This is a genomic window from Flavobacterium sp. GSB-24 (genome assembly GCF_027924665.1).
Classification (GTDB): domain Bacteria; phylum Bacteroidota; class Bacteroidia; order Flavobacteriales; family Flavobacteriaceae; genus Flavobacterium.
In genome coordinates this window covers 4,918,972-4,938,875 of record NZ_AP027043.1, presented here as the reverse complement: position 1 = coordinate 4,938,875, position 19,904 = coordinate 4,918,972, and the positions used below count along the sequence as shown (strand labels likewise).

The 19,904-nt window shown below is 34.0% G+C and carries 14 protein-coding genes and 1 tRNA gene; 9 read left to right on the top strand and 6 right to left on the bottom strand.

Annotated elements, in window-relative coordinates; all coding sequences use genetic code 11:
• Positions 1–104: 104 nt before the first annotated feature.
• The 4 genes from QMG60_RS20830 (at position 105) to QMG60_RS20815 (ending at position 3,502) form a co-directional block, all read left to right on the top strand.
• Positions 105–374 (top strand): hypothetical protein, encoded by a 270-nt coding sequence (locus tag QMG60_RS20830; RefSeq protein WP_281866285.1) that lies wholly within the window; start codon positions 105–107, stop codon positions 372–374.
• An 88-nt stretch (positions 375–462) separates the two neighbouring features.
• Entirely contained in the window at positions 463–1,089 is a 627-nt protein-coding gene (locus tag QMG60_RS20825) for a hypothetical protein (protein WP_281866284.1), read from the top strand.
• A gap of 1,233 nt (positions 1,090–2,322) precedes the next feature.
• Positions 2,323–2,826, top strand: a complete 504-nt coding sequence (locus QMG60_RS20820) for a hypothetical protein (RefSeq protein ID WP_281866283.1) — start codon at positions 2,323–2,325, stop codon at positions 2,824–2,826.
• A gap of 130 nt (positions 2,827–2,956) precedes the next feature.
• Positions 2,957–3,502: a 3'-5' exonuclease gene (locus tag QMG60_RS20815; protein WP_281866282.1), complete on the top strand. Its 546-nt coding sequence runs from the start codon at positions 2,957–2,959 to the stop codon at positions 3,500–3,502.
• 55 nt (positions 3,503–3,557) lie between these two features.
• Here QMG60_RS20815 and QMG60_RS20810 read toward each other — a convergent pair whose 3' ends face one another.
• The 3 genes from QMG60_RS20810 to QMG60_RS20800 form a co-directional block, all read right to left on the bottom strand.
• Positions 3,558–5,336, bottom strand: coding sequence for an AMP-dependent synthetase/ligase (locus QMG60_RS20810; protein WP_057116673.1), 1,779 nt, complete (start codon positions 5,334–5,336; stop codon positions 3,558–3,560).
• Positions 5,337–5,514: 178 nt separating this feature from the next.
• Positions 5,515–5,949 carry a hypothetical protein gene (locus QMG60_RS20805; protein ID WP_057116672.1) on the bottom strand — a complete coding sequence of 145 codons (435 nt, stop codon included), beginning with the start codon at positions 5,947–5,949 and terminating at the stop codon, positions 5,515–5,517.
• Positions 5,950–6,082: 133 nt separating this feature from the next.
• A complete protein-coding gene (locus tag QMG60_RS20800) occupies positions 6,083–8,494 on the bottom strand; it encodes a TonB-dependent receptor (RefSeq protein WP_281866281.1) in 2,412 nt (803 codons plus the stop codon).
• Between the two features lie 243 nt (positions 8,495–8,737).
• Here QMG60_RS20800 and QMG60_RS20795 point away from each other — a divergent pair, with 243 nt between their 5' ends.
• Positions 8,738–9,019: a hypothetical protein gene (locus QMG60_RS20795; protein WP_281866280.1), complete on the top strand. Its 282-nt coding sequence runs from the start codon at positions 8,738–8,740 to the stop codon at positions 9,017–9,019.
• Positions 9,020–9,249: 230 nt separating this feature from the next.
• Here the strand turns inward: QMG60_RS20795 and purL are convergent, their stop codons facing one another.
• From purL to QMG60_RS20780, 3 genes are all read right to left on the bottom strand, one after another.
• Positions 9,250–12,903, bottom strand: a complete 3,654-nt coding sequence (gene purL, locus QMG60_RS20790) for a phosphoribosylformylglycinamidine synthase (protein WP_281866279.1) — start codon at positions 12,901–12,903, stop codon at positions 9,250–9,252.
• 394 nt (positions 12,904–13,297) lie between these two features.
• Positions 13,298–15,142, bottom strand: coding sequence for an endonuclease (locus QMG60_RS20785; RefSeq protein WP_281866278.1), 1,845 nt, complete (start codon positions 15,140–15,142; stop codon positions 13,298–13,300).
• A gap of 252 nt (positions 15,143–15,394) precedes the next feature.
• Positions 15,395–16,903: a hypothetical protein gene (locus tag QMG60_RS20780; protein ID WP_281866277.1), complete on the bottom strand. Its 1,509-nt coding sequence runs from the start codon at positions 16,901–16,903 to the stop codon at positions 15,395–15,397.
• Positions 16,904–17,194: 291 nt separating this feature from the next.
• On the opposite strand from QMG60_RS20780, the gene QMG60_RS20775 reads away from it, so the two are divergent.
• From QMG60_RS20775 to QMG60_RS20760, 4 genes are all read left to right on the top strand, one after another.
• On the top strand, positions 17,195–17,626 hold the full coding sequence (locus QMG60_RS20775) for a PaaI family thioesterase (protein ID WP_057117009.1): 432 nt from the start codon (positions 17,195–17,197) through the stop codon (positions 17,624–17,626).
• 3 nt (positions 17,627–17,629) lie between these two features.
• A complete protein-coding gene (locus QMG60_RS20770; RefSeq protein WP_281866276.1) occupies positions 17,630–18,694 on the top strand; it encodes a chorismate-binding protein in 1,065 nt (354 codons plus the stop codon).
• 81 nt (positions 18,695–18,775) lie between these two features.
• Positions 18,776–19,492, top strand: a complete 717-nt coding sequence (bshB1, locus tag QMG60_RS20765) for a bacillithiol biosynthesis deacetylase BshB1 (RefSeq protein ID WP_057116665.1) — start codon at positions 18,776–18,778, stop codon at positions 19,490–19,492.
• 66 nt (positions 19,493–19,558) lie between these two features.
• Positions 19,559–19,632 (top strand) — tRNA-His (locus tag QMG60_RS20760).
• The last annotated feature ends 272 nt before the right edge of the window (positions 19,633–19,904 follow it).

Here is a 19,904-nt window from a genome sequence, read left to right as displayed (position 1 = left end):
CGAATACCTCGTCATGGTGAAGGAACAGGAAACTGTCCTAAATCATTCCTTTGAATGTTTTGCACACCTAAAGCGGGGTATTCGCGCATCTAAAATTTTCTATTATGCAAAAAGAAAATCAAAAACCAACACATCGTGATGTAGTGCCATCCGTAATTAATTTCCTTTCAGACGAATTGTTTGAGGGAGATTACAAAGAACAGCCCATGTATTTGCAGGAAATCTTCGAGCTTTTAATGCATACAGAGTTTGGCGACGATATCAATTTAAGGCAAAAAATACTAAGCTGTTTAAGAACCAGCCGTAATCTGGCAGAAACTTTATCGCCATTTTCAGAGAAACAGATTTATAAGGCTTGTGCCAGTAATAGATAATAACATAAAAATCAAAACTCTGCAAGCTTGATATTGCAGAGTTTGAAAGATGTATTGATAAAAACTTTATCTTTGAACTTTAAACTTCATGAAAAATGAATTACAAAATATCATTTCAGGAAAGAGCCAAGTTAGGCATGGAAATTCTATCCAAACAATCTCCCGTTACCTTAGAGAAAGCGAGAGCGCAAGCAGAGCGCTTAAGTCAAGCAAGCAAATCAAAAGTGAAGAAACAGCGTTAATAAAAAAATTCTGTGATCGAAATAGTTTTTGGATTACATACATAAACATTCATGCTTTTATATCTTCAGGTGCAGAGCAAAAAGTTTATCTTCAGAACAAGCATAAAGTAATCAAGCTTAATGATAGTATATATTATGAATCTTGGAAAGATTATTTCAATAATTTGTTGCTGAACAATTATTTCTTTCCAGATACTGCATATCAATTAATTGGATTTTATGAACAAGCAGAAGTACTTTATGCTGTAGTGGAACAAAAATTTGTTCAATCTGATAGTGCAACAGAATTAGAGAATGTGAAACATTTTTTAAACTCAAACGGTTTTGTTAATACTAGAAATAATGACTATTTTAATGATGAATTAGGTATTATTCTTGAAGATTTACATGATGAAAATGTTCTGACTTTTGATAATAATTTATTTTTCATTGATACAGTTTTCTATCTTACGGAACAATTTTACAAACTTTGATTTGTTATAAAAAATATATTTTTGGTATATTTTGTTAAATTATGATAAAATATACTACATTTGTATCTGTAATTAATAAACAGAAAAATACATATGATACTTTCAATTAAATCAAGTTTTGAACTTTTAGCAGGAGATTTTCCCGCTGAGATGGCAGGACGCTATATGTATTTTTATGAAAGTGAAATGTAATTTTAGAGTGTAACTCATCATAAAATATAAAAAGCGTCCTAATTCGGGACGCTTTTTTTGTTTAAAAGCATTTCTCCCGAAGTCTCGGGACGCTCAGTGTGACAAAAGAGAACAACAAAATGATAAAGAAAACAAACCAGAACTAAAAAAAACTAAAAAAATAATTAACCAATATGTTTAATGATTAATCAAAATAGAGAGATATAGTCTTGGAAAGTAATCTGATGAGTAACAGTCATTTGATGTAAAATAGAGATCTGCACCAGTTTGCGGACAGGAATTTCTTTGTCTTAATTTTTGATGTAACTAATTGATAGTCAGAAAAATAATCTTAAAAAATATTTGGAAATATGATTTTTTCCATCATATCTTTGCCAGACAAAATCGAAACAATGAGTTTCAGAAAAACAACAACAACAACAATTAAAAAATAAATAAAATGAGTTTTAATTTATACATACAAAACCCAGGATTAGTAGCCGCGCCTTCGGAGCGTGAATACTTTTACATGTCGGTGCATCAATATAGGCAATAAGATAGTTATATCGTATTTGTTATGAAGCACCTTTAATTGGGTGCTTTTTTTTGTTGAGGTGCAAAGGTTCAAAGGTACAGAGGTACAAAGGTTTGAAAACTTAGCAACTCAGTCCCGAAACTTCGGGATAGAAACTTAGAGAAGTACGCAAAATAAATGCGCAGGGCGATTGTAATATTTGTTCGTAAAGAAATCGTCGCGACGTAAAAAATTTAGTTTAATAATAAAAATTTAAGGATGAATCAAAAAAGTGGACTTAGGTCGGATCATAGTGATCAAACAGAAACAGTGGAGTTTAGCGAGTCGTCATATGCCTCAAGTAAAAAAATGGATTTGAAACTGATTAACCTATGGAATGAAAGGGTGAATTTTAGGGAGATTATATATATCATTTAGAGATATTTCTCTGGTAGAGCAAGGGTGCTTTTAACTTTTGTGATATTGGATTTCCCAGAAAAACCTTCGATTTCCTGAGATTCCCAAGAATTGCAAAAAAAAAAAATACCATGCAAAACAATAAATTAGAAAAATACAAAAAAGCAATTAGAAAAAAATACGAGACCGAAAAAGAAGGTAAATACTTTGATTATTTGTACAAACCTTCTCGTGGACAACTTCGTGATTTGTGCTGGCTGATTTTCGAAAATAACCCAACAAAAGATGACTTGAATGTTTTCAGTAATCTATTGGGCTTAGATTTCGATCATAGTAAAAAGAATAAGTTTAAGGAGAAAAAAGATAAGTTTAGACCTATCGAGACTTTCTTTAAAGGTGAAACAGATCCGTCAAACATTGATGCTATAAATATGGCGGCAATTTTGGTTGATTTCGAGCCGCGTCCTTTCAAAAAGTTTTACGAAAATTCTAAAACTGAGGAAATAAAACCAGTTAAACGAATGGAGAAAGCTAAAGAAGTTTTGAAAAAGAAAAGTGCTGCGAAAAAAGAGAAGCATGAAAAAAAGTCTAAGAAAAGAAGTTTCTTTTTAGATTTTAAAAGCATGTTCTTCTAAGTTTCTAGCCACTCCCGATAGCTATCGGGATAAAGGATTAAAAACATTATACAAAATCTGCTAAATCTGCGTGAAATTAATCTTAGCGTTCTTAGCGGTTAAAAAAAACAATTATTAAAAAATTAAAAAAATGAAAACAACAGATAAAATTATTATTATCGATTTAGAAGCCACATGCTGGCAGAGTGCAGTCCCACAAGGACAGGAAAATGAAATTATCGAAATCGGGTTAGCGGTTTTAGATACGCAAACGGGAGAAATTACGAAGAACCAAGGGATTTTGATTAGGCCCCAGCGTTCTAGTGTAAGTCTGTTTTGTACAGAGTTAACTACTATAACTCAAGATTTGCTGGATAAAAATGGAGTTCTTTTTGAGGAAGCCGTGAATCAGTTAATCGACCAATACAGCCCCGATTTATATACTTGGGCAAGTTACGGTCAGTACGACTTAAATATGTTTAAAAAGCAGTGTAAATTGTTTGGAGTGCCGTATCCGATGGCTGATGAACATATTAATGTGAAAACCCATTTTGCCGAAAAGTTTGGATTAGTAAAACCAACCGGAATGAATGGTGCACTTGAATTACTGAATATTCCGCTGGAAGGAACCCACCACCGCGGTATTGATGATGCCAAAAACATCGCGAAGATTTTGCGTTGGTGTCTTCAAAATTAAAAACGGCTGTCAAAATTATCGACAGCCGTTTTCTTTTTGGTTATATTATTCTGATTTAATTCTGACCATAAATTTTAGCATACAGATCTTTATAAATCTCTTTAATGATTTTACGTTTTAATTTCAGCGTAGGAGTCAATTGTCCTCCGTCGATAGACCAAACATCTGGCGTAAGTTCAAAACGTTTGATTTGTTCCCAGTGTCCGAATTTTTTATTGATTTCTTCCACTTCACTATCAATACGTTTAATTACTTCTGGATTTTCGCTGATTTCTTTATCTGTGCTTCCTAAAGTAATTTTATGAATTTTAGCCCATTCTTTTACAAATTCAAAGTTTGGCTGAATAAAAGCAGCAGGCATTTTTTCGCCTTCACCAACAACCATAATCTGCTCAATAAAACGAGATTGTTTCATGGCATTTTCGATCATTTGCGGTGCAATATATTTACCTCCAGAAGTTTTGAACATTTCTTTCTTACGATCGGTAATTTTTAAGAAACCTTCGCTGTCAATTTCGCCGATATCTCCTGTGTGGAAATAACCGTCTTGTAAAGCTTCAGCTGTTTTTTCGGGATCTTTGAAATAGCCTAACATTACGTTTGGTCCTTTGCAAAGAATTTCTCCGTCTTCGGCAATTTTAACTTCTATATTGCGGATTGGTTTTCCAACCGTGCCAATTTTAAAACCTTTGTTTCTTTGATCGTTTACAGCGATTACCGGAGATGTTTCAGATAAACCGTAACCTTCCATAACCGGAATTTCTGCTGCAGCAAAAACTCTTGTTAAACGAGGCTGCAAAGCCGCACTTCCAGAAACCATTAAATCCAGGTTTCCGCCCAAACCTTCTTTCCATTTACTGAAAATAAGTTTGCGGGCAATTTTTAATTGGAATTCATACCAAAATCCGTTTGCTCCGTATGGCTCATATTTTAAACCTAAATCAATAGCCCAGAAAAATAGTTTTTTCTTAATGCCAGTTAATTCAGCACCTTTAGCATAAATTTTATCGTAAACTTTCTCCAAAAGTCTTGGAACAGCTGTAATAACTGTTGGACGAACTTCTTTTAAGTTATCACTAATTTTATCAATAGATTCGCCAAAATATACCGAAACACCATAATATTGATAGATGTACAAAATCATTCTTTCAAAAATATGACAGATTGGTAAGAAGCTTAAAGCAGTACTTTTTCCGGCATCAAAAGGAATTCTTGGCGCACTGTCTAAAACATTTGAAACAATATTTTTGTGCGAAAGCATAACACCTTTTGGTTTTCCTGTCGTTCCAGAAGTATAAATAATAGTCGCTAAATCATCTGTTTTTATACTGTCTTTTATAGCTTCAACTTCATTTTGGTTGCTTTCGTCTTCTCCTGCTAATAATAAATCAGACCAATGTTTGCAGCCTGGAATTTCATTAAAAGAATAAACCTCTTTTAAAGTTGGTACATTCGCTCTAATAGCCTGTACTTTTTGATATACTTCATCATCAGAAACAAAGCAGTAAATACTGCCGCTGTGGTTTAAAATATATTCGTAATCTTCCTCAGCAATAGTTGGATAAATAGGAACATTCTGAGCACCAGTCTGCAAAATACCAATATCCATGATATTCCACTCGGTTCTGTTATTTGAAGTAATTAAGGCAATTTTATCATCTTTCTTAACGCCCATGCGCAATAATGCTCTTGAAACAGCATTTGCTTTTGCAATATATTCCTGGCTAGATGTTTTTTCCCAGACTCCATTTTTTTTGGTTGCAAGAGCAACTGGGAGGTTGTAAGTTTCTTGTTGATAATAGGGAAAATCAAAAAGGCGTGTGATTGAAACCATGTTTAATATATTGAATTTTACTGCAAATTAAATAAAATTTAGGTATAATTTTTTATTTTATGAAATTTTATGGGAAAATTTATAGAGACTATCAAAATTCAACGAAAACGTTTTCTTTTTTATAGTAAACTTTAATAAAAACCAAGAAAAATTTAATAGCAGGACTATTTTTTACAGGCTATTGAACATTGTAATCTTCATATTCTTTAACTCGCTCTCCCATTAAGAACATTTTTTTCTTGGCAAAATGAATCGAGAATTGCGAGTAATACCATTCTTCACTATCATTTGGTCTGTACCAAAAGGTGTAAGAGGCGCTATTGAAGCCTTCTTTAAAAACAGGAACTCCTTCTTCAGTACACTCAATTCCCCAATTGATCTTTTGTTTGCTCAAATCATCAGCCTGAATAAAACCAGTTCCGTCTGGATTTAAAACCGTAATAGGCTGCTTTTGTCCAATTGGCGCATAAGTTCCAGAAACAGGATAATTGATTGTAGTAGTAATAAAACGATCTTTAGAATTGTGCGTAATTTGATCTACGTGAACTTGTGAATGTGATGTTGTGGCAGCAAAAAATAAGCTGAAAATAAAAAGTAATTTTAAAAATTTCATTCTATGTAGGTTTAATGTTTTTGGGCTTAAAAAATCTAGCGGCTGATTTTTTCTGAGCGAATATAATCCATTTTTTTAATAGAATGGAAGCTTAAAAATACAAGAATGAAATTATTTATTTTTGGTCAGTTTTTTACTCTGTAGAAAACTGATTTTCGAGTAATTTTTCTTTAAAATCAGATTTAAAAGTATAAGCAAAAGTTAGCATCAAAGCTCGAGTATCAGATTTAGAAGTTCTATTGTTTCTAAACAATAAAGTGCTGTTTTTATAACCGCTTTCTAAAGTGTTAAACATATCGGTAACAACCAAACCCAATCGGGCATTTGCTTTTCCTAATTTCTGCTGAAAACCCATATCTACATTGTAAATCGGAATTCGTTTTCCCTGCGGAGTTGCAACGGCAGAATTATAGTTGCCAATAACCTGAAGTTTTCCGCCTTTCCAAGGCGTAAAATTATTAATCATTTTTCCGTACCAGCTAAAAGCGCTGCTGACAATATCTTGAACTTGTGCTAAATTATCGGCATTAATGTTTTGTTCAAAAGCAGTTACACTAATATTGGCATCGTAAAAAGAAATCGGTTTAAAACTGAAAATCGTTTCGAGTCCGTAAGTAACGGTGTTTCCAATGTTTTGAGGCTGTAATAAAACCACTCCGTTGTCTTGTAAAATGGCATATTGTCTAATCGTATTATTGGCATTTCTATAAAAAGCATTTCCAGAAAGAGAAGAATTATTCCACTCTTTGTTGTAATTCAATTCGACAATATGAATAATTTCTGGTTTCAAATACGGATTCCCTCCATGCGGATTCAATGCATCTGTAATATCTATAAACGGATTCAAATCATCTAAATCTGGACGATTAATACGTTTGCTGTAACCGAATTTTAAAGACTCATCCGATTTTAAATTTAATTGAATTGATCCCGAAGGAAAAAGTTTTAAATAATCATTATTAAAGCGGTCACTATTGTTTTGGGTTGCTCCATTGTTTGAAACATTTTCTGCGCGTAAACCTAAATTGTATTTCCATTTCGGATTCTCTTTAGCACCTGAATAAGAATTTAAAAGTCCGTACACAGCATTTATTTGCTCATTAAAATCAAAAATATTGCTGGCTCGCGGATTAATCACATATTCATTATTGATTTCATCTGCACTTTGAAAATCAGAATTAAAGAATCTAAAAGTTCCTTTATATCCAGTTTCAATAATAGTTTTTTCTGAAATAGGGAATGCGTAATTTAAAATGGCATTTGAGATATTTTCTTTTTCGTAATTGTGAGTTCTCTGCCAAAAAGTGTTGCCAATTTGTATCTGATTTTCATCATAATTATCAGTATCAATATCGGTGTTTTCTCTATCAAAATTAAACGAAGTCGTAATGCTGGCGTTTAAATTTTTTCTATCATCAGAAAATTTTCGATCATAATTAAAAGCAAATTCTGCGACTTTTGAACGCTCTAATTCTAGCGAATGACGTTTGTTACTAGAGTAAAATTCATTTGAACTCTTAAAAATAGCTGTTCTTAATGTTTCATCATTATCTTGATTTTCAATGTTTCCGAGTGCTTCAAACGAAAAAGTATTTCTTTCATTTGGAGAAAAATCTACATTAAACTTTAAATTTTGCAAACCTTCAGTTCGCTGGTCGCTTCTATTTTGATTGATAAAATGTTCATCATCAATAAAATAATTCGTTCTTTCACCTTTTATTCTTTTAGTTCTTCCAGCAAAACGATTGTCATAGGCAAGACCCACATTCCATTTATCCGTTTTATGATTTAAAAGAACTGAACTATTAATTCTGCCTTTTGCACCAAAACCGCTTCCTAGAACCGCTGCGCCGTTTATTCCGTTTGAATTATTTTTCTTGAGTTTTATGTTAATAATGCCGCTCTCTGCACTGGCATCGTATTTTGCAGTTGGACTTGTAATAATTTCAATACTTTCGATACTGCTTGCCGGAATCTGATTCATATTGGTAATAGCAGAATTTTTTCCGTTAATTAAAATCAAAGGTGTTTTTCCTCTTAACGAAATAGCATCATCTGCATCAACAGCCACAGTCGGAATGTTTTTTAGCATATCAATTGCAGTTCCACCAGACTGGGAAATATTAGAAACGGCATTAAATACAAAACCTTCAGCCGTTTTCTCAATTTGCTTTTTTTCTGATTTTACAACAACTGTGTTCAATAAATTGGCATCTTCCTGTAAAACGATATTTCCGAGAGCAATAGAAGAACCTGAATATTTTATTTTCTGACTAGCTGTTTTAAAACCAATTAATCGAAATTTTAAAACATAATCGGCAGGATTTATATTTTCAATAATGAATTTTCCAGAAGCATCAGTAACGGCATAAGCTGCAGTTTTGGTTGTATCAGTAACTGGTTTTAAAACTACGTCGACAAATTCGATTGGAGCTTTTCCATCCGAAATGGTTCCATTTATAGCATTTGTTTTTTGGCTAAAAGAATATTGGCTTAAGGCAAATAGAATAATTGCGGCTGCTAAATTTTGTTTCCATTTTTTCATACCGCAAAGTTATTTATCAACTGAAATACCGAAGAAGAAAGCATCTTAAGATATTATTAAGTTAGTCTTAGTATAGACTAATGGTTCCTTAATGAAACTCCAAATTTTAAAAAAAAGGTGTTTTTCCCCTTTTAAAAACAGGAAATTTCATTGACTTTTTAAAAATTTCTAATCCTACTTTTATCCCGTCAAAATGCGGAAGCCGAAAAGCAAACGAGTAGGCAACACATAAAAACTAATATTATGGAAACTGCTTTTTTCTTAGCGATGGGCTGGTGCGGAACTAAATATCCGGGCTGGTGGAGAAGATTTTTGAAAAAACCGCCAATTCCTGAACCAGAACCTTGGTGGATTATTTCGACAATTGGTTTAGGTTTAATTGCCGGACTGGCTGGCGGAACAATTTTTAGTGCTGTAATTCGCGATAGTCAATTTTTCTCTGGACAAGCTGCAATTGCTTCTGGATTATTTGCCTTCGGAACAGCGAATATTGTTACTGGAATTGCATCAGCTTTTAAGGAATGAAATATGAAATGCTTCGGCTTATTTGGGGATAGTGCCGAGGTTTTTTTGCCGCGAATTGCACGAATTTCCACGAATTAATTACCATTTATTAGTAGGAGCGATGAATAAAAATCCTTCTATCCTTAATCTGTTGCTATTTTTTAGACTAATAATTAATTAGTGGAAATTCGTGTAATTCGTGGCTATAAAAAAAACGCCCGATAAATTCGGGCGCTTTTAAAATATATTTTTTAGTTTTTCTCAATCCATTTTCTGGCATTAACAAAAGCTTCATGCCAAGGCGAAACCTCGTCGTTTCTGTCTTTTGGATAATGCGCCCAGTTCCATTGGAAAGTTGAACGCTCAATATGAGGCATCATAACCAAATGTCTTCCAGTTTTGTCACACATCATTGCGGTGTTGTAATCAGAACCGTTAGGGTTTGCAGGATAACCTTCGTAAGCGTATTTAGAAACAATGTTGTATTGATCCTCTGCATAAGGCAATTTGAATTTACCTTCTCCGTGAGAAACCCAAACTCCTAAAGTACTTCCAGCCAATGTCGATAACATAACCGAATTGTTTTCCTGAACTTTTACAGAAGTAAAGATACTTTCGTGTTTCTGGCTTTCGTTATGAAGCATTTTTCCGTGAACTTCATGCTCTGGATTAATCACTTCCAATTCCATAAACAACTGGCATCCGTTACAAATTCCGACAGATAAGGTATCTTCTCTTTTGAAGAAATTATCCAAAGCTGTTTTTGCTTTTTCGTTGTATAAGAAAGCTCCAGCCCAGCCTTTAGCAGAACCTAAAACATCTGAGTTAGAGAATCCTCCAACTGCACCAATAAACTGAATGTCTTCTAAAGTTTCACGGCCAGAAATTAAATCGGTCATGTGAACGTCTTTTACATCAAAACCTGCTAAGTACATAGCATTTGCCATTTCACGCTCAGAATTACTTCCTTTCTCGCGGATAATTGCTGCTTTTGGTCTTGGTTTAGAATTGTCGATTTCTGGTTTTTTTCCTGTAAAGTGAGCAGGGAAAGTATAATTTAAAACCTGATTTTTATAGTTTTCAAAACGTGCCTGAGCTCTTCCGTTTTTAGATTGTTTTTGATCTAATAAATAAGAAGTCTCGAACCAAACATCTCTGTAAGTTGGAATATCCAATTTGTAATCTGCAAATTCTAAAGTGGCAGTTTCTTGAACTGAACCAATTTTGAAGAATTCGATATTATTCGCGTTTAATTTAGCTTCAACAGCTGCATCTGATTTTGCTTGGAAAACGATTCCGATGTTTTCTGCGAAAAGGATTTTCAATAAGTCTTTTTCCGCGAATGCGCTAAAATCAATTTTAGCTCCCAGATTTACATCAGCAAAACATAATTCTAATAAAGTAGTAATTAAACCACCGCTTCCGATATCATGACCCGCTAAGATTTGGCTTTCGCCGATTAATTCCTGGATTGTGTTAAAAGCATTTTTGAAGAAAGAAGCGTCTTTAATAGTAGAAGTTTCGTTTCCGATTGTGTTTCTAATTTGTGCAAAAGAAGAACCTCCTAATTTGAAATCATCTTGAGACAAATTGATATAATAAATAGAATCTCCGTTTTTCTGTAAAACTGGCTCCACTACTTTTCTAATGTCTGTACAGTTTCCTCCAGCAGAAATAATAACCGTTCCCGGCGCGATTACTTCGTCGTTTGGATATTTTTGTTTCATCGAAAGTGAATCTTTTCCTGTCGGAATGTTGATTCCCAATTCGATTGCAAAATCTGAACAACCTTCAACAGCAGCGTATAAACGAGCGTCTTCACCTTCGTTTTTACAAGCCCACATCCAGTTTGCAGAAAGTGAAATTCCTTTTAAACCATCTTTAATTGGTGCCCAGATAATGTTTGATAACGATTCTGCAATAGCATTTCTAGAACCCGCAATCGGATCAATCAAAGCTGCAATAGGAGCATGCCCAATAGAAGTGGCAATTCCTTCTTTACCTAAATAATCCAAAGCCATAACTCCGACATTATTTAAAGGCAATTGTAACGGACCTGCATTTTGTTGTTTAGCCACTTTTCCGCCCACACAACGGTCCACTTTGTTTGTTAACCAGTCTTTTGAGGCAACAGCTTCTAAACGTAAAACGTCTTTTAAATAACTTTCGAAATCCCCTACATTGTAAGCAACATCAGCATATTTTCTATCAACAGTTTTATCTGTCATAACCGTTTTTGGAGAACTTCCGAAGAAATCTTCTAAAGCATAATCCATCGGTTTTGAACCATTTGATTGTGATTGGAAAGTAAAACGGTGATCTCCCGTTACATCTCCAACCTGATACATTGGCGAACGCTCTCTGTCGGCGATTCTTTGCAACGTATCAATATCTTTTTGACCAATAACCAATCCCATTCTTTCCTGAGATTCGTTACCAATAATTTCTTTTGCAGAAAGTGTTGGATCTCCAACTGGTAATTTGTCTAAATCGATCAAACCTCCAGTTTCTTCCACTAATTCAGAAAGGCAGTTTAAGTGCCCTCCAGCTCCGTGATCGTGAATCGAAACAATTGGGTTATTGTCGCTTTCTACTAAACCACGAATGGCGTTAGCAGCACGTTTTTGCATTTCAGGATTTGAACGCTGAATGGCATTCAACTCGATTCCTGAACCGAAAGCACCAGTATCTGCAGATGAAACCGCAGCACCACCCATTCCGATTCTATAATTTTCTCCACCAAGAATTACGATTTTATCACCTTCTTGTGGTTTTTGTTTAATTGACTGATTTAGTTTTCCATAACCAATTCCTCCCGCCTGCATGATTACTTTATCGTAACCAATTTTACGGTCGTTTTCTGAATGTTCGAAAGTTAAAACAGAACCCGTAATAAGTGGCTGTCCAAATTTATTTCCGAAATCAGAAGCTCCGTTTGAAGCTTTGATTAAAATATCCATTGGCGTTTGATACAACCATTTTCTTTCTTCAAGAGCATTTTCCCATTTTCTGTCATTGTTCAAACGAGAATATGAAGTCATATAAACAGCAGTTCCTGCTAAAGGCAACGAACCTTGTCCACCCGCTAAACGGTCACGAATTTCTCCTCCAGAACCTGTTGCAGCTCCGTTGAAAGGCTCAACTGTTGTTGGGAAATTGTGTGTTTCTGCTTTTAATGAGATAACAGAATCAAATTCTTTTATTTCGTAAAAATCAGGTTTGTCAGCAGATTTTGGTGCAAACTGCTGCACTTTTGGTCCTTTTACAAAAGCAACGTTGTCTTTGTAAGCAGACACGATATCGTTAGGATTTTCCTGAGATGTTTTTTTGATTAATTTGAAAAGAGAAGTTTCTTTTTCCTCACCATCAATCACAAATGTTCCGTTGAAAATTTTGTGTCGGCAGTGTTCTGAATTGGCTTGAGAGAAAGCAAAAATCTCAGAATCAGTTAATTTTCTTCCAAGTTTTGCAGCAAGATTATTTAAGTAATCTACTTCTTCTTCGCTTAAAGCTAAACCTTCAACTCTGTTGTAAGCTGCAATATCATCAATTTCCAGAATTGGTTCCGGCTTAATGTTGATAGTAAAAATTTCTTGATCTAATTCATTGAATTTTTGAAAAAGCATCGGATCAAAATCAGTAAAATCTTCCGTTGCAGGATGAAATTCTTCAATTCTGATAATGCCCGGAACACCCATATTTTGAGTGATTTCTACAGCATTTGTGCTCCAAGGTGTGATCATAGTGGCGCGTGGACCAACAAAAAAACCCGTCAATGCGGATTTTTCGATCTTATTCGAGTCGGCAAATAGCCAGTTTAATTTTGAAATGTCTTGAGCTGAAATTTCGTTTTGCGTTTGTACGGCAAAAACAGTTTTGCTTTGGTTTTCAAAGAAATGGATCATTGTGATGTGTAGTTTGTTGTATTGAGCTGCAAATTTAGTTTAAATAAATAGTAAGCGCAAATTTGATAACAAAGTCTTTAGAAAAAATATAAAACTGCTTTTTTCTGGCAGATTTCGTTTAACCACAATGGATGCAAAGTCATAAACTTTTTTTGAATCAAAGTCTTTTGCAAAGGTTTTTATTTCAAGAAGATTATGAAAATGACGGCAATTTTTGAGCTGCGAAAAATCCAAAATTATTAAACCTTTTGTTTTTCGTAGATTTTGCAAATTTTGCGGATTTTTTTCAGTTTATAAAGTGAAAAAGTTCTGCGAAGTATATTATTTCACGCAGATTTTAGTGATTAAACAGGTTTAATTTTGTAAAATCTGCGTGAAAATATAGTTTTCTGACTTAGTTAATAATTATCTTTTCAATAATAGTTTTAGAGTCTTTGACAATTTTAACTAGATAAATTCCTTTTGGAAGATTCCCTGCGGTAATTACAGCATCTGTACTATTTTGTTTTTCAAACACTTTTTGTCCAGTAAAAGAAATAATCTCTATCGAATAAGGAGATTCAAAATTGTTTAAACCAACATTGAAATTTCCATCTGAAGGATTTGGAAAAATAACAATATCCTCTGATGTTTCAGCAATTTCCTCTTCAATTGGCAGCGCTTGTTTGCTTGTTAAGTTGCCGCACGTGTCGGTTGTATAAGAATCCCATTGTGAGCTTAAATTGAAAGTTGTACTTGGAGAAGTCACAGTAGATTTTCTTCTTAAAGTAACATCAATAGCAAAATTAGCTGTTCCGCCATTAAAAGTTCCAATGATATCAATTAGTACTCCGTTTTTGAACAAACCTACAGCGTCATTTCCGTTAAAAGTCAATTCGGTTGCCGTTGTCGAAATATTGGCTGAACTTGTAGAAAAACAGCTTGAAGAAATAGAGCTGTTTACAATTACAAATTTACTTCCAGTTGTTAATGTTCCCGTTAAAGCCAAACCTGTGCTCCAAGAACCAGCACCATTAGTTTGTTTTTTGATTGTATAAGCAGCTAAACTAATCGAACTTCCTGTATTATTGGCAATTTCCAACGCTTTGTTGTTTCCAGAACCTTCAATGTATTCAGAGAAAAGTAAGTCGGTTGCTGTTCCAGTTCCGCTGCTGTTGGTTGTAACTGAAATTGTATTGCTTGAAGCAGAAGTGTTTCCAGCTGCATCTTTTGCTTTTACATAAATAGAATAAGTGGTAGAAGCTGTTAATCCAGTAATTGTTGCTGTTAACCCAGTAACAGTTGTTTTTAAAGCACTGTTGGCATAAACATCATAACCTGTAACTCCAACATTATCTGAAGAGGTATTCCAAGCAAGTGTAATTGAAGTTGCAGTTTTTGATGTTGAGGCCAAACTAGCAGGTGCAGTTGGCGCTTGAGTATCTGTAGAAGATGTTCCGCCCCAAATTTGATTTACATATTCTGGATGGTCTATGTATGGATTTCTATTGCCTTGACGTGCATAGATAGCATTATTTCTAGCAATTTCTCTTGCACTAACAGGATCTTGAGCATGCCAGGCTAATAAAGTATTTAGAAAAGCAGTTGTAAAAACTTTGTTGCTTGAACCATCAAACATAGCGTATGAATAACCTGCAACTGTATTTTCATAACGGGTTGCAAAATAAAAATACATTCTCGCAATATCACCTTTAAAAGCATTGATAGGTTCAAATACAGTCCCTGAATATCCAGATACTGAACTTGATCCTAATTTACTTCCGTTTTGAGAAGTGTAAGTCACAGAGCTTACCGTTCCGTGCGGGTAATTAGAACGTATTCCATTTACTTTTCCATCTGTAGGAGTAATAAAATGCGCATCGGCTACCATTGGAGACTGCTCATTAAAAACAGATTGCGGAATAATGTGTTCTCTGTTATAACAATCGCCTTCTACAGAATAGCTGCCGCATCTTTGCGTGCTTCCAGTACTGTAGTTGTAAGGATCTGTTCCTGATGGATTTTCAGAATACATGTCTAAAACTGTTCCGTCGTTTTCGTAAAAATTGTCAACGTCAGATGTTTGGTAGGTTGTGTATAAACCTGCATAACCATTATCAGTATGTCCTTTGATAATGTTGTACAATTGAGTTTTTAAGGTATAACCTGTGCCAGTTGCCGTGTTGTAGTAGCCGGATGGAATTTGAGCAAAACCAACAGCGGTAAACATCAATAAGAATAAAAAGTAGTTTTTTTTCATAAATTAATAGTTAAGATTTGGGTTAATAAATTCATTTTAAAAATCTGATTTTTAGAAGTTTAAAAATGTATTGTAACAAATCTACTACTTTTATGAATGCGATACGTTAAGCGATGTTTAATTTTAGATACATTTTCTTACGATTTGTTTTTTAATCATATAAGTTATGTAAGTTCATTTAAAAGTATTTAGTGATATACTTTAAATAGAAAAAACTTAAATTTCTTATATGACTTATATGGTTTAAAAAAGTTACTTCGGAAAATCTTGATTCTGATAAGCGCCTAAATCTGGTGGAGAAGTTCTCGTAATTCCTAAAATATCTAGCGGAATTATATATGCGGGATTTCCTTTCGCGAAAGCGGCAGAAGTTTTGTCAATATTGAATTTATTCTGAGCAGCATTATAAAACTTCGGATTTTCATTTAGAATAATGTTGTTGTAATGTTCTGTATCTGTTTTAAACTGATAATCAGGATTTGTGGTATTTCCGAATTTCAATAAACAATTATTGAGCTGATATACAAAAGCAGCGCTTGTATTTTTACTCAAATTCAATTCGTTAAAATTAGAACCGTAAATAATGCAGTTGTTGAAAGTTGCATTTGTCAACGCATTTGCTTCAGGAGTTTTGCCAGTTAAACTATTGCTTAAAGTAACTGCGAAATGCGAAGGGTTTGACCAATTGTTATTAAAAGTACAATGTGTGAAACTATAATTGCCGCCGTAAACGCAAGATAAACTTGCTATACCAGCATAATTGATTACGACGTTTTCGCCAATAATACGAGTGTTTTCAGCTAAAATTCCGTATTCAACACAATTGTAAATTTGGGTGTTTTTAATTTCAACCGTATTAGATGGATTTTTAAAGTCTAACCCAGTAATCGCATTTTTTAAAGTTAAATGATTGATAGAATGATTGGCACTTCCGTTAGAAAAAATAACCGATTTCCACTGTCCAGGAATATCAGAATATAGAGATTCTAAACGATCTCCTTCAAAGATAACTTCATTTTCTAATTGATCGGTTTTTGAGGCAGTTCCGTTAATCTGCAATGAAGCATTATTGCCAACATATAAGCCAGAATTAGCATGAAAATGGATTCTTACGCCAGCTTCAAAAGTTACGGTCTTGTTCTCTGGAACTCCTGCATATCCGTAAATTACGTAGGGTTTTTGTTTGGTAAAAATCAATTCGTTTCCGTTTACAGCATCATTTTCACTCAGATAAAACCCATCAACATCTTTGCCATCAATTTGTATTTTTTCTTTTGTTCCATCAGGATTTTGGTTTGGATATAAGAAAACAGCATCTTGGATCAAAGTAACTAAAGCTACTTCCTGAAGATTAGCCCCGCTGTCGAACTGAATTTCATCAGTATATAAAAAATCAGTAGGGTTGGCATCTGTAATATTGGCCGTTGTTTCTATAAAAATATACAAACTGTCTTTCGCTAAAAGCGTAACATCTTTAAAAATCTTGCCGTTAGTGCCGGTCATTCCGTCAACGGTCATGCGGTATTTAGAGCTTAAACCTTTTTTGAATTGAACAATTGGAATCGATATGTCGTTTTTACTTCGGTTGTAAACTTTCAGCTGGTAAGTACTCGAACCAATATTTTTAAAAACAGTATCTAAATAAACAGTGTCTTTTGAAAACTTTAAATCTCCAGTGCTGGCAACAGTATCAAAATCAGTTCGACAGGAACTAAAAGCTAGAATTAAACCCAGAATTAAGATTGTAAAATATTGACGCATTTATTTTTTTTAGCTATAGATTAAAAGAATTTTTTTTCTCCACGAATTTCTCGAATTTTCACAAATTTAATTCGCGGAAATTCGTGCAATTAGTGGCTATGTTTTTAAAATCCTTTAAATCTGTGAAATCTGTGGCAAAAAAACATTGCATTTCAGCCTCAGATGTATATTGATAGTTTTTGTAAAAATAGCAAAAAACTGACAAGTTCATAAATGATTTTCAATTTAGAATCCGATTTTTCGATTTGTGTCTTATCTTTCTTTAATTTTACGTTTTTAAAGTTTATTTTAATGAATCATACAAAAGAGCAGATTTTAGCGCGATGCAATGAGTTTTCTAAAAACACATTGATGGAAACGCTGAAAATAGAATATATCGACGCCGGAGAAGATTTTTTAACTGCAAAAATGCCTGTAAATCCAAGTGTTCACCAGCCAATGGGATTGCTGCACGGCGGAGCTTCTGTAGCTTTAGCAGAAAGTGTAGGAAGTGCAGCTTCTTTCTTTTTTATTAATCCGAAAGAGCAGGAGGTAAGAGGTATCGAAATTTCGGCAAATCACCTAAAAAGTATTCGTGAAGGTTATGTTTTTGGTACAGCCAGAATTATTCACAAAGGAAGAACGGTTCATTTGTGGGAAATTAAAATTACAGATGAAGCTGGAAATTTGATTTCGCTTTGCAAATTGACGAATATGGTTTTGGATAGAAAGAAAAGTGAATAAATTATGAATCCATTTTTCTTGAAAATTAAAAATCATAAAGAGCAAAATTTACCATTTGTACTTTATTCTAAACCCAATACTACTGATCTTATTGGGATTTTACAGCAAAATAATACTTTGCACACCGTTTCGGATTACAGCGAAAAAGGATTTGTTTTTGCTTCTTTTGATGAAAAGCAATTGATTTTAATTCCAGAAAACGAATCGGAAATTATTACTGCCGAAAAAGAAGTTACAGCATTTGAACCCATTAAAATTGACGATTTAAATTTTGATCCTGAAGCGAAGTTTCAATATGAATATTTGGTTGCCCAGGGAATCAATGCCATTAAAAACGGAGAATTTAAAAAAGTAGTTTTATCAAGAAGCGAAGAAGTTCCGTTAACGGAATTTGATTTTGTTGAAACCTTTCAGCATTTGGTTCAATTGTATCCAGCGACTTTTTGTTATTGCTTTTTTCATCCAAAAATTGGACTTTGGATGGGAGCAACACCTGAAAAGCTTTTAAAAGCAAATGGGAATGTTTTTGAAACCATGGCTCTGGCTGGAACGCAGAAAGATAATTTGGAAACTGAAATTGTCTGGCAGCAGAAAGAAAAAGACGAACAGCAGTATGTAACCGATTTTATTGTAAAAAGACTTCGCGAATTTGCGGCTTCGGTTGTAGTTTCTGAACCTTACAGTCTTAAAGCAGGATCGATCTGGCATATAAAAACCGATATTTCAGGAGTTTTAAATGATAACTCCACTTTAGAGGAGGTTATTGATACATTGCATCCAACGCCTGCCGTTTGTGGTCTGCCAAAGAAAAAAGCAAAAGCGTTTATTATTGAAAATGAAAACTATGATAGAACTTTCTACACAGGTTTTTTAGGAGAATTAAACAGCAGTTTTGCTGGAAATAATGCAAGTTCTGATTTATTTGTAAATTTACGAAGCATGCAGATTCAGGAAAACAAAGCCATTTTGTATATGGGATGCGGTATTACCAAAGAAAGTATTCCAGAAAAAGAATGGGAGGAAAGCGTCAACAAATCGATGACGATGAAGAGAGTATTGAAAAAATAGTTTCAGGTTTCAAGTTTCAAGTTTCACGTTCTGTACGTAACCTGAAACCTGAAACTTGAAACAAAACAAACAAAAAAACAAATGAAATTAGACATATTAGCCTTTGGTGCGCATCCAGATGATGTAGAATTGGGATGTGCGGGAACAATTTTAAAAGAAGTATCACTTGGAAAAAAAGTGGGTATTGTAGATTTAACACGCGGCGAATTAGGAACCCGTGGAACTGCAGAAATTAGAGATCAGGAAGCAAAAGATGCCGCAAAGATTTTAGGTGTCGCTGTGCGTGAAAATTTAGCAATGCGTGATGGTTTTTTTGTGAATGATGAAAAACACCAATTAGAAGTCATTAAAATGATTCGTAAGTATAAACCCGAAATTGTATTGTGTAATGCAATCGATGACCGCCATATTGATCACGGAAAAGGAAGTAAGTTGGTTTCTGATTCTTGCTTTTTATCAGGTTTGATGAAAATTGAAACGTCAATTGATGGCGAGAAACAAGAAGCTTGGAGACCTAAAGTGGTATATCACTACATTCAGTGGAAAAATATCACTCCTGACTTCGTAGTAGACATTACAGGTTTTGAGAATAAAAAAGTAGAAGCGATCTCGGCATATAAAACACAATTTTACGATCCGAATTCGAAAGAACCCGCTACGCCAATTACCAGTAAAAACTTCTTTGAAAGTTTAAATTACCGCGCGCAGGACTTAGGAAGATTAGTTGGAAAAGATTTTGCCGAAGGTTTTACTGTTGAAAGATGTTTGGCAGTCAATAGCTTAGAAAATTTGTTGTAAATTTTTCATTTTTTTCTTTGTAGAAGTAAACCTTTGTTATATATTTGCACTCGCTAAGCAAAAATGGTGGTTGTAGCTCAGCTGGTTAGAGTAGCGGTTTGTGGTGCCGCGGGTCGCCGGTTCGAACCCGGTCAGCCACCCAGATTCAAAGCCTTGAAGAAATTCAAGGCTTTTTTTGTTTTCTGCCTAAAACAAAAAAAGTAAAATTCCAATTTTTTGAAATTTCAGTTTTTTGAAATTCCAAAATTCAAAATTCAAAATTCAAATTCCAAAATTCAAAATTCCAAATTTCAAATTCCAAATTTCAAATTCCAAACGCCAAAATTCCGAAACCAATTTTATATTCCGTAGGAATATTTCATCGGTAGAAAAAAAATGGTGTTGTTTTTTCATTGTGTCCTGTAAGGACACT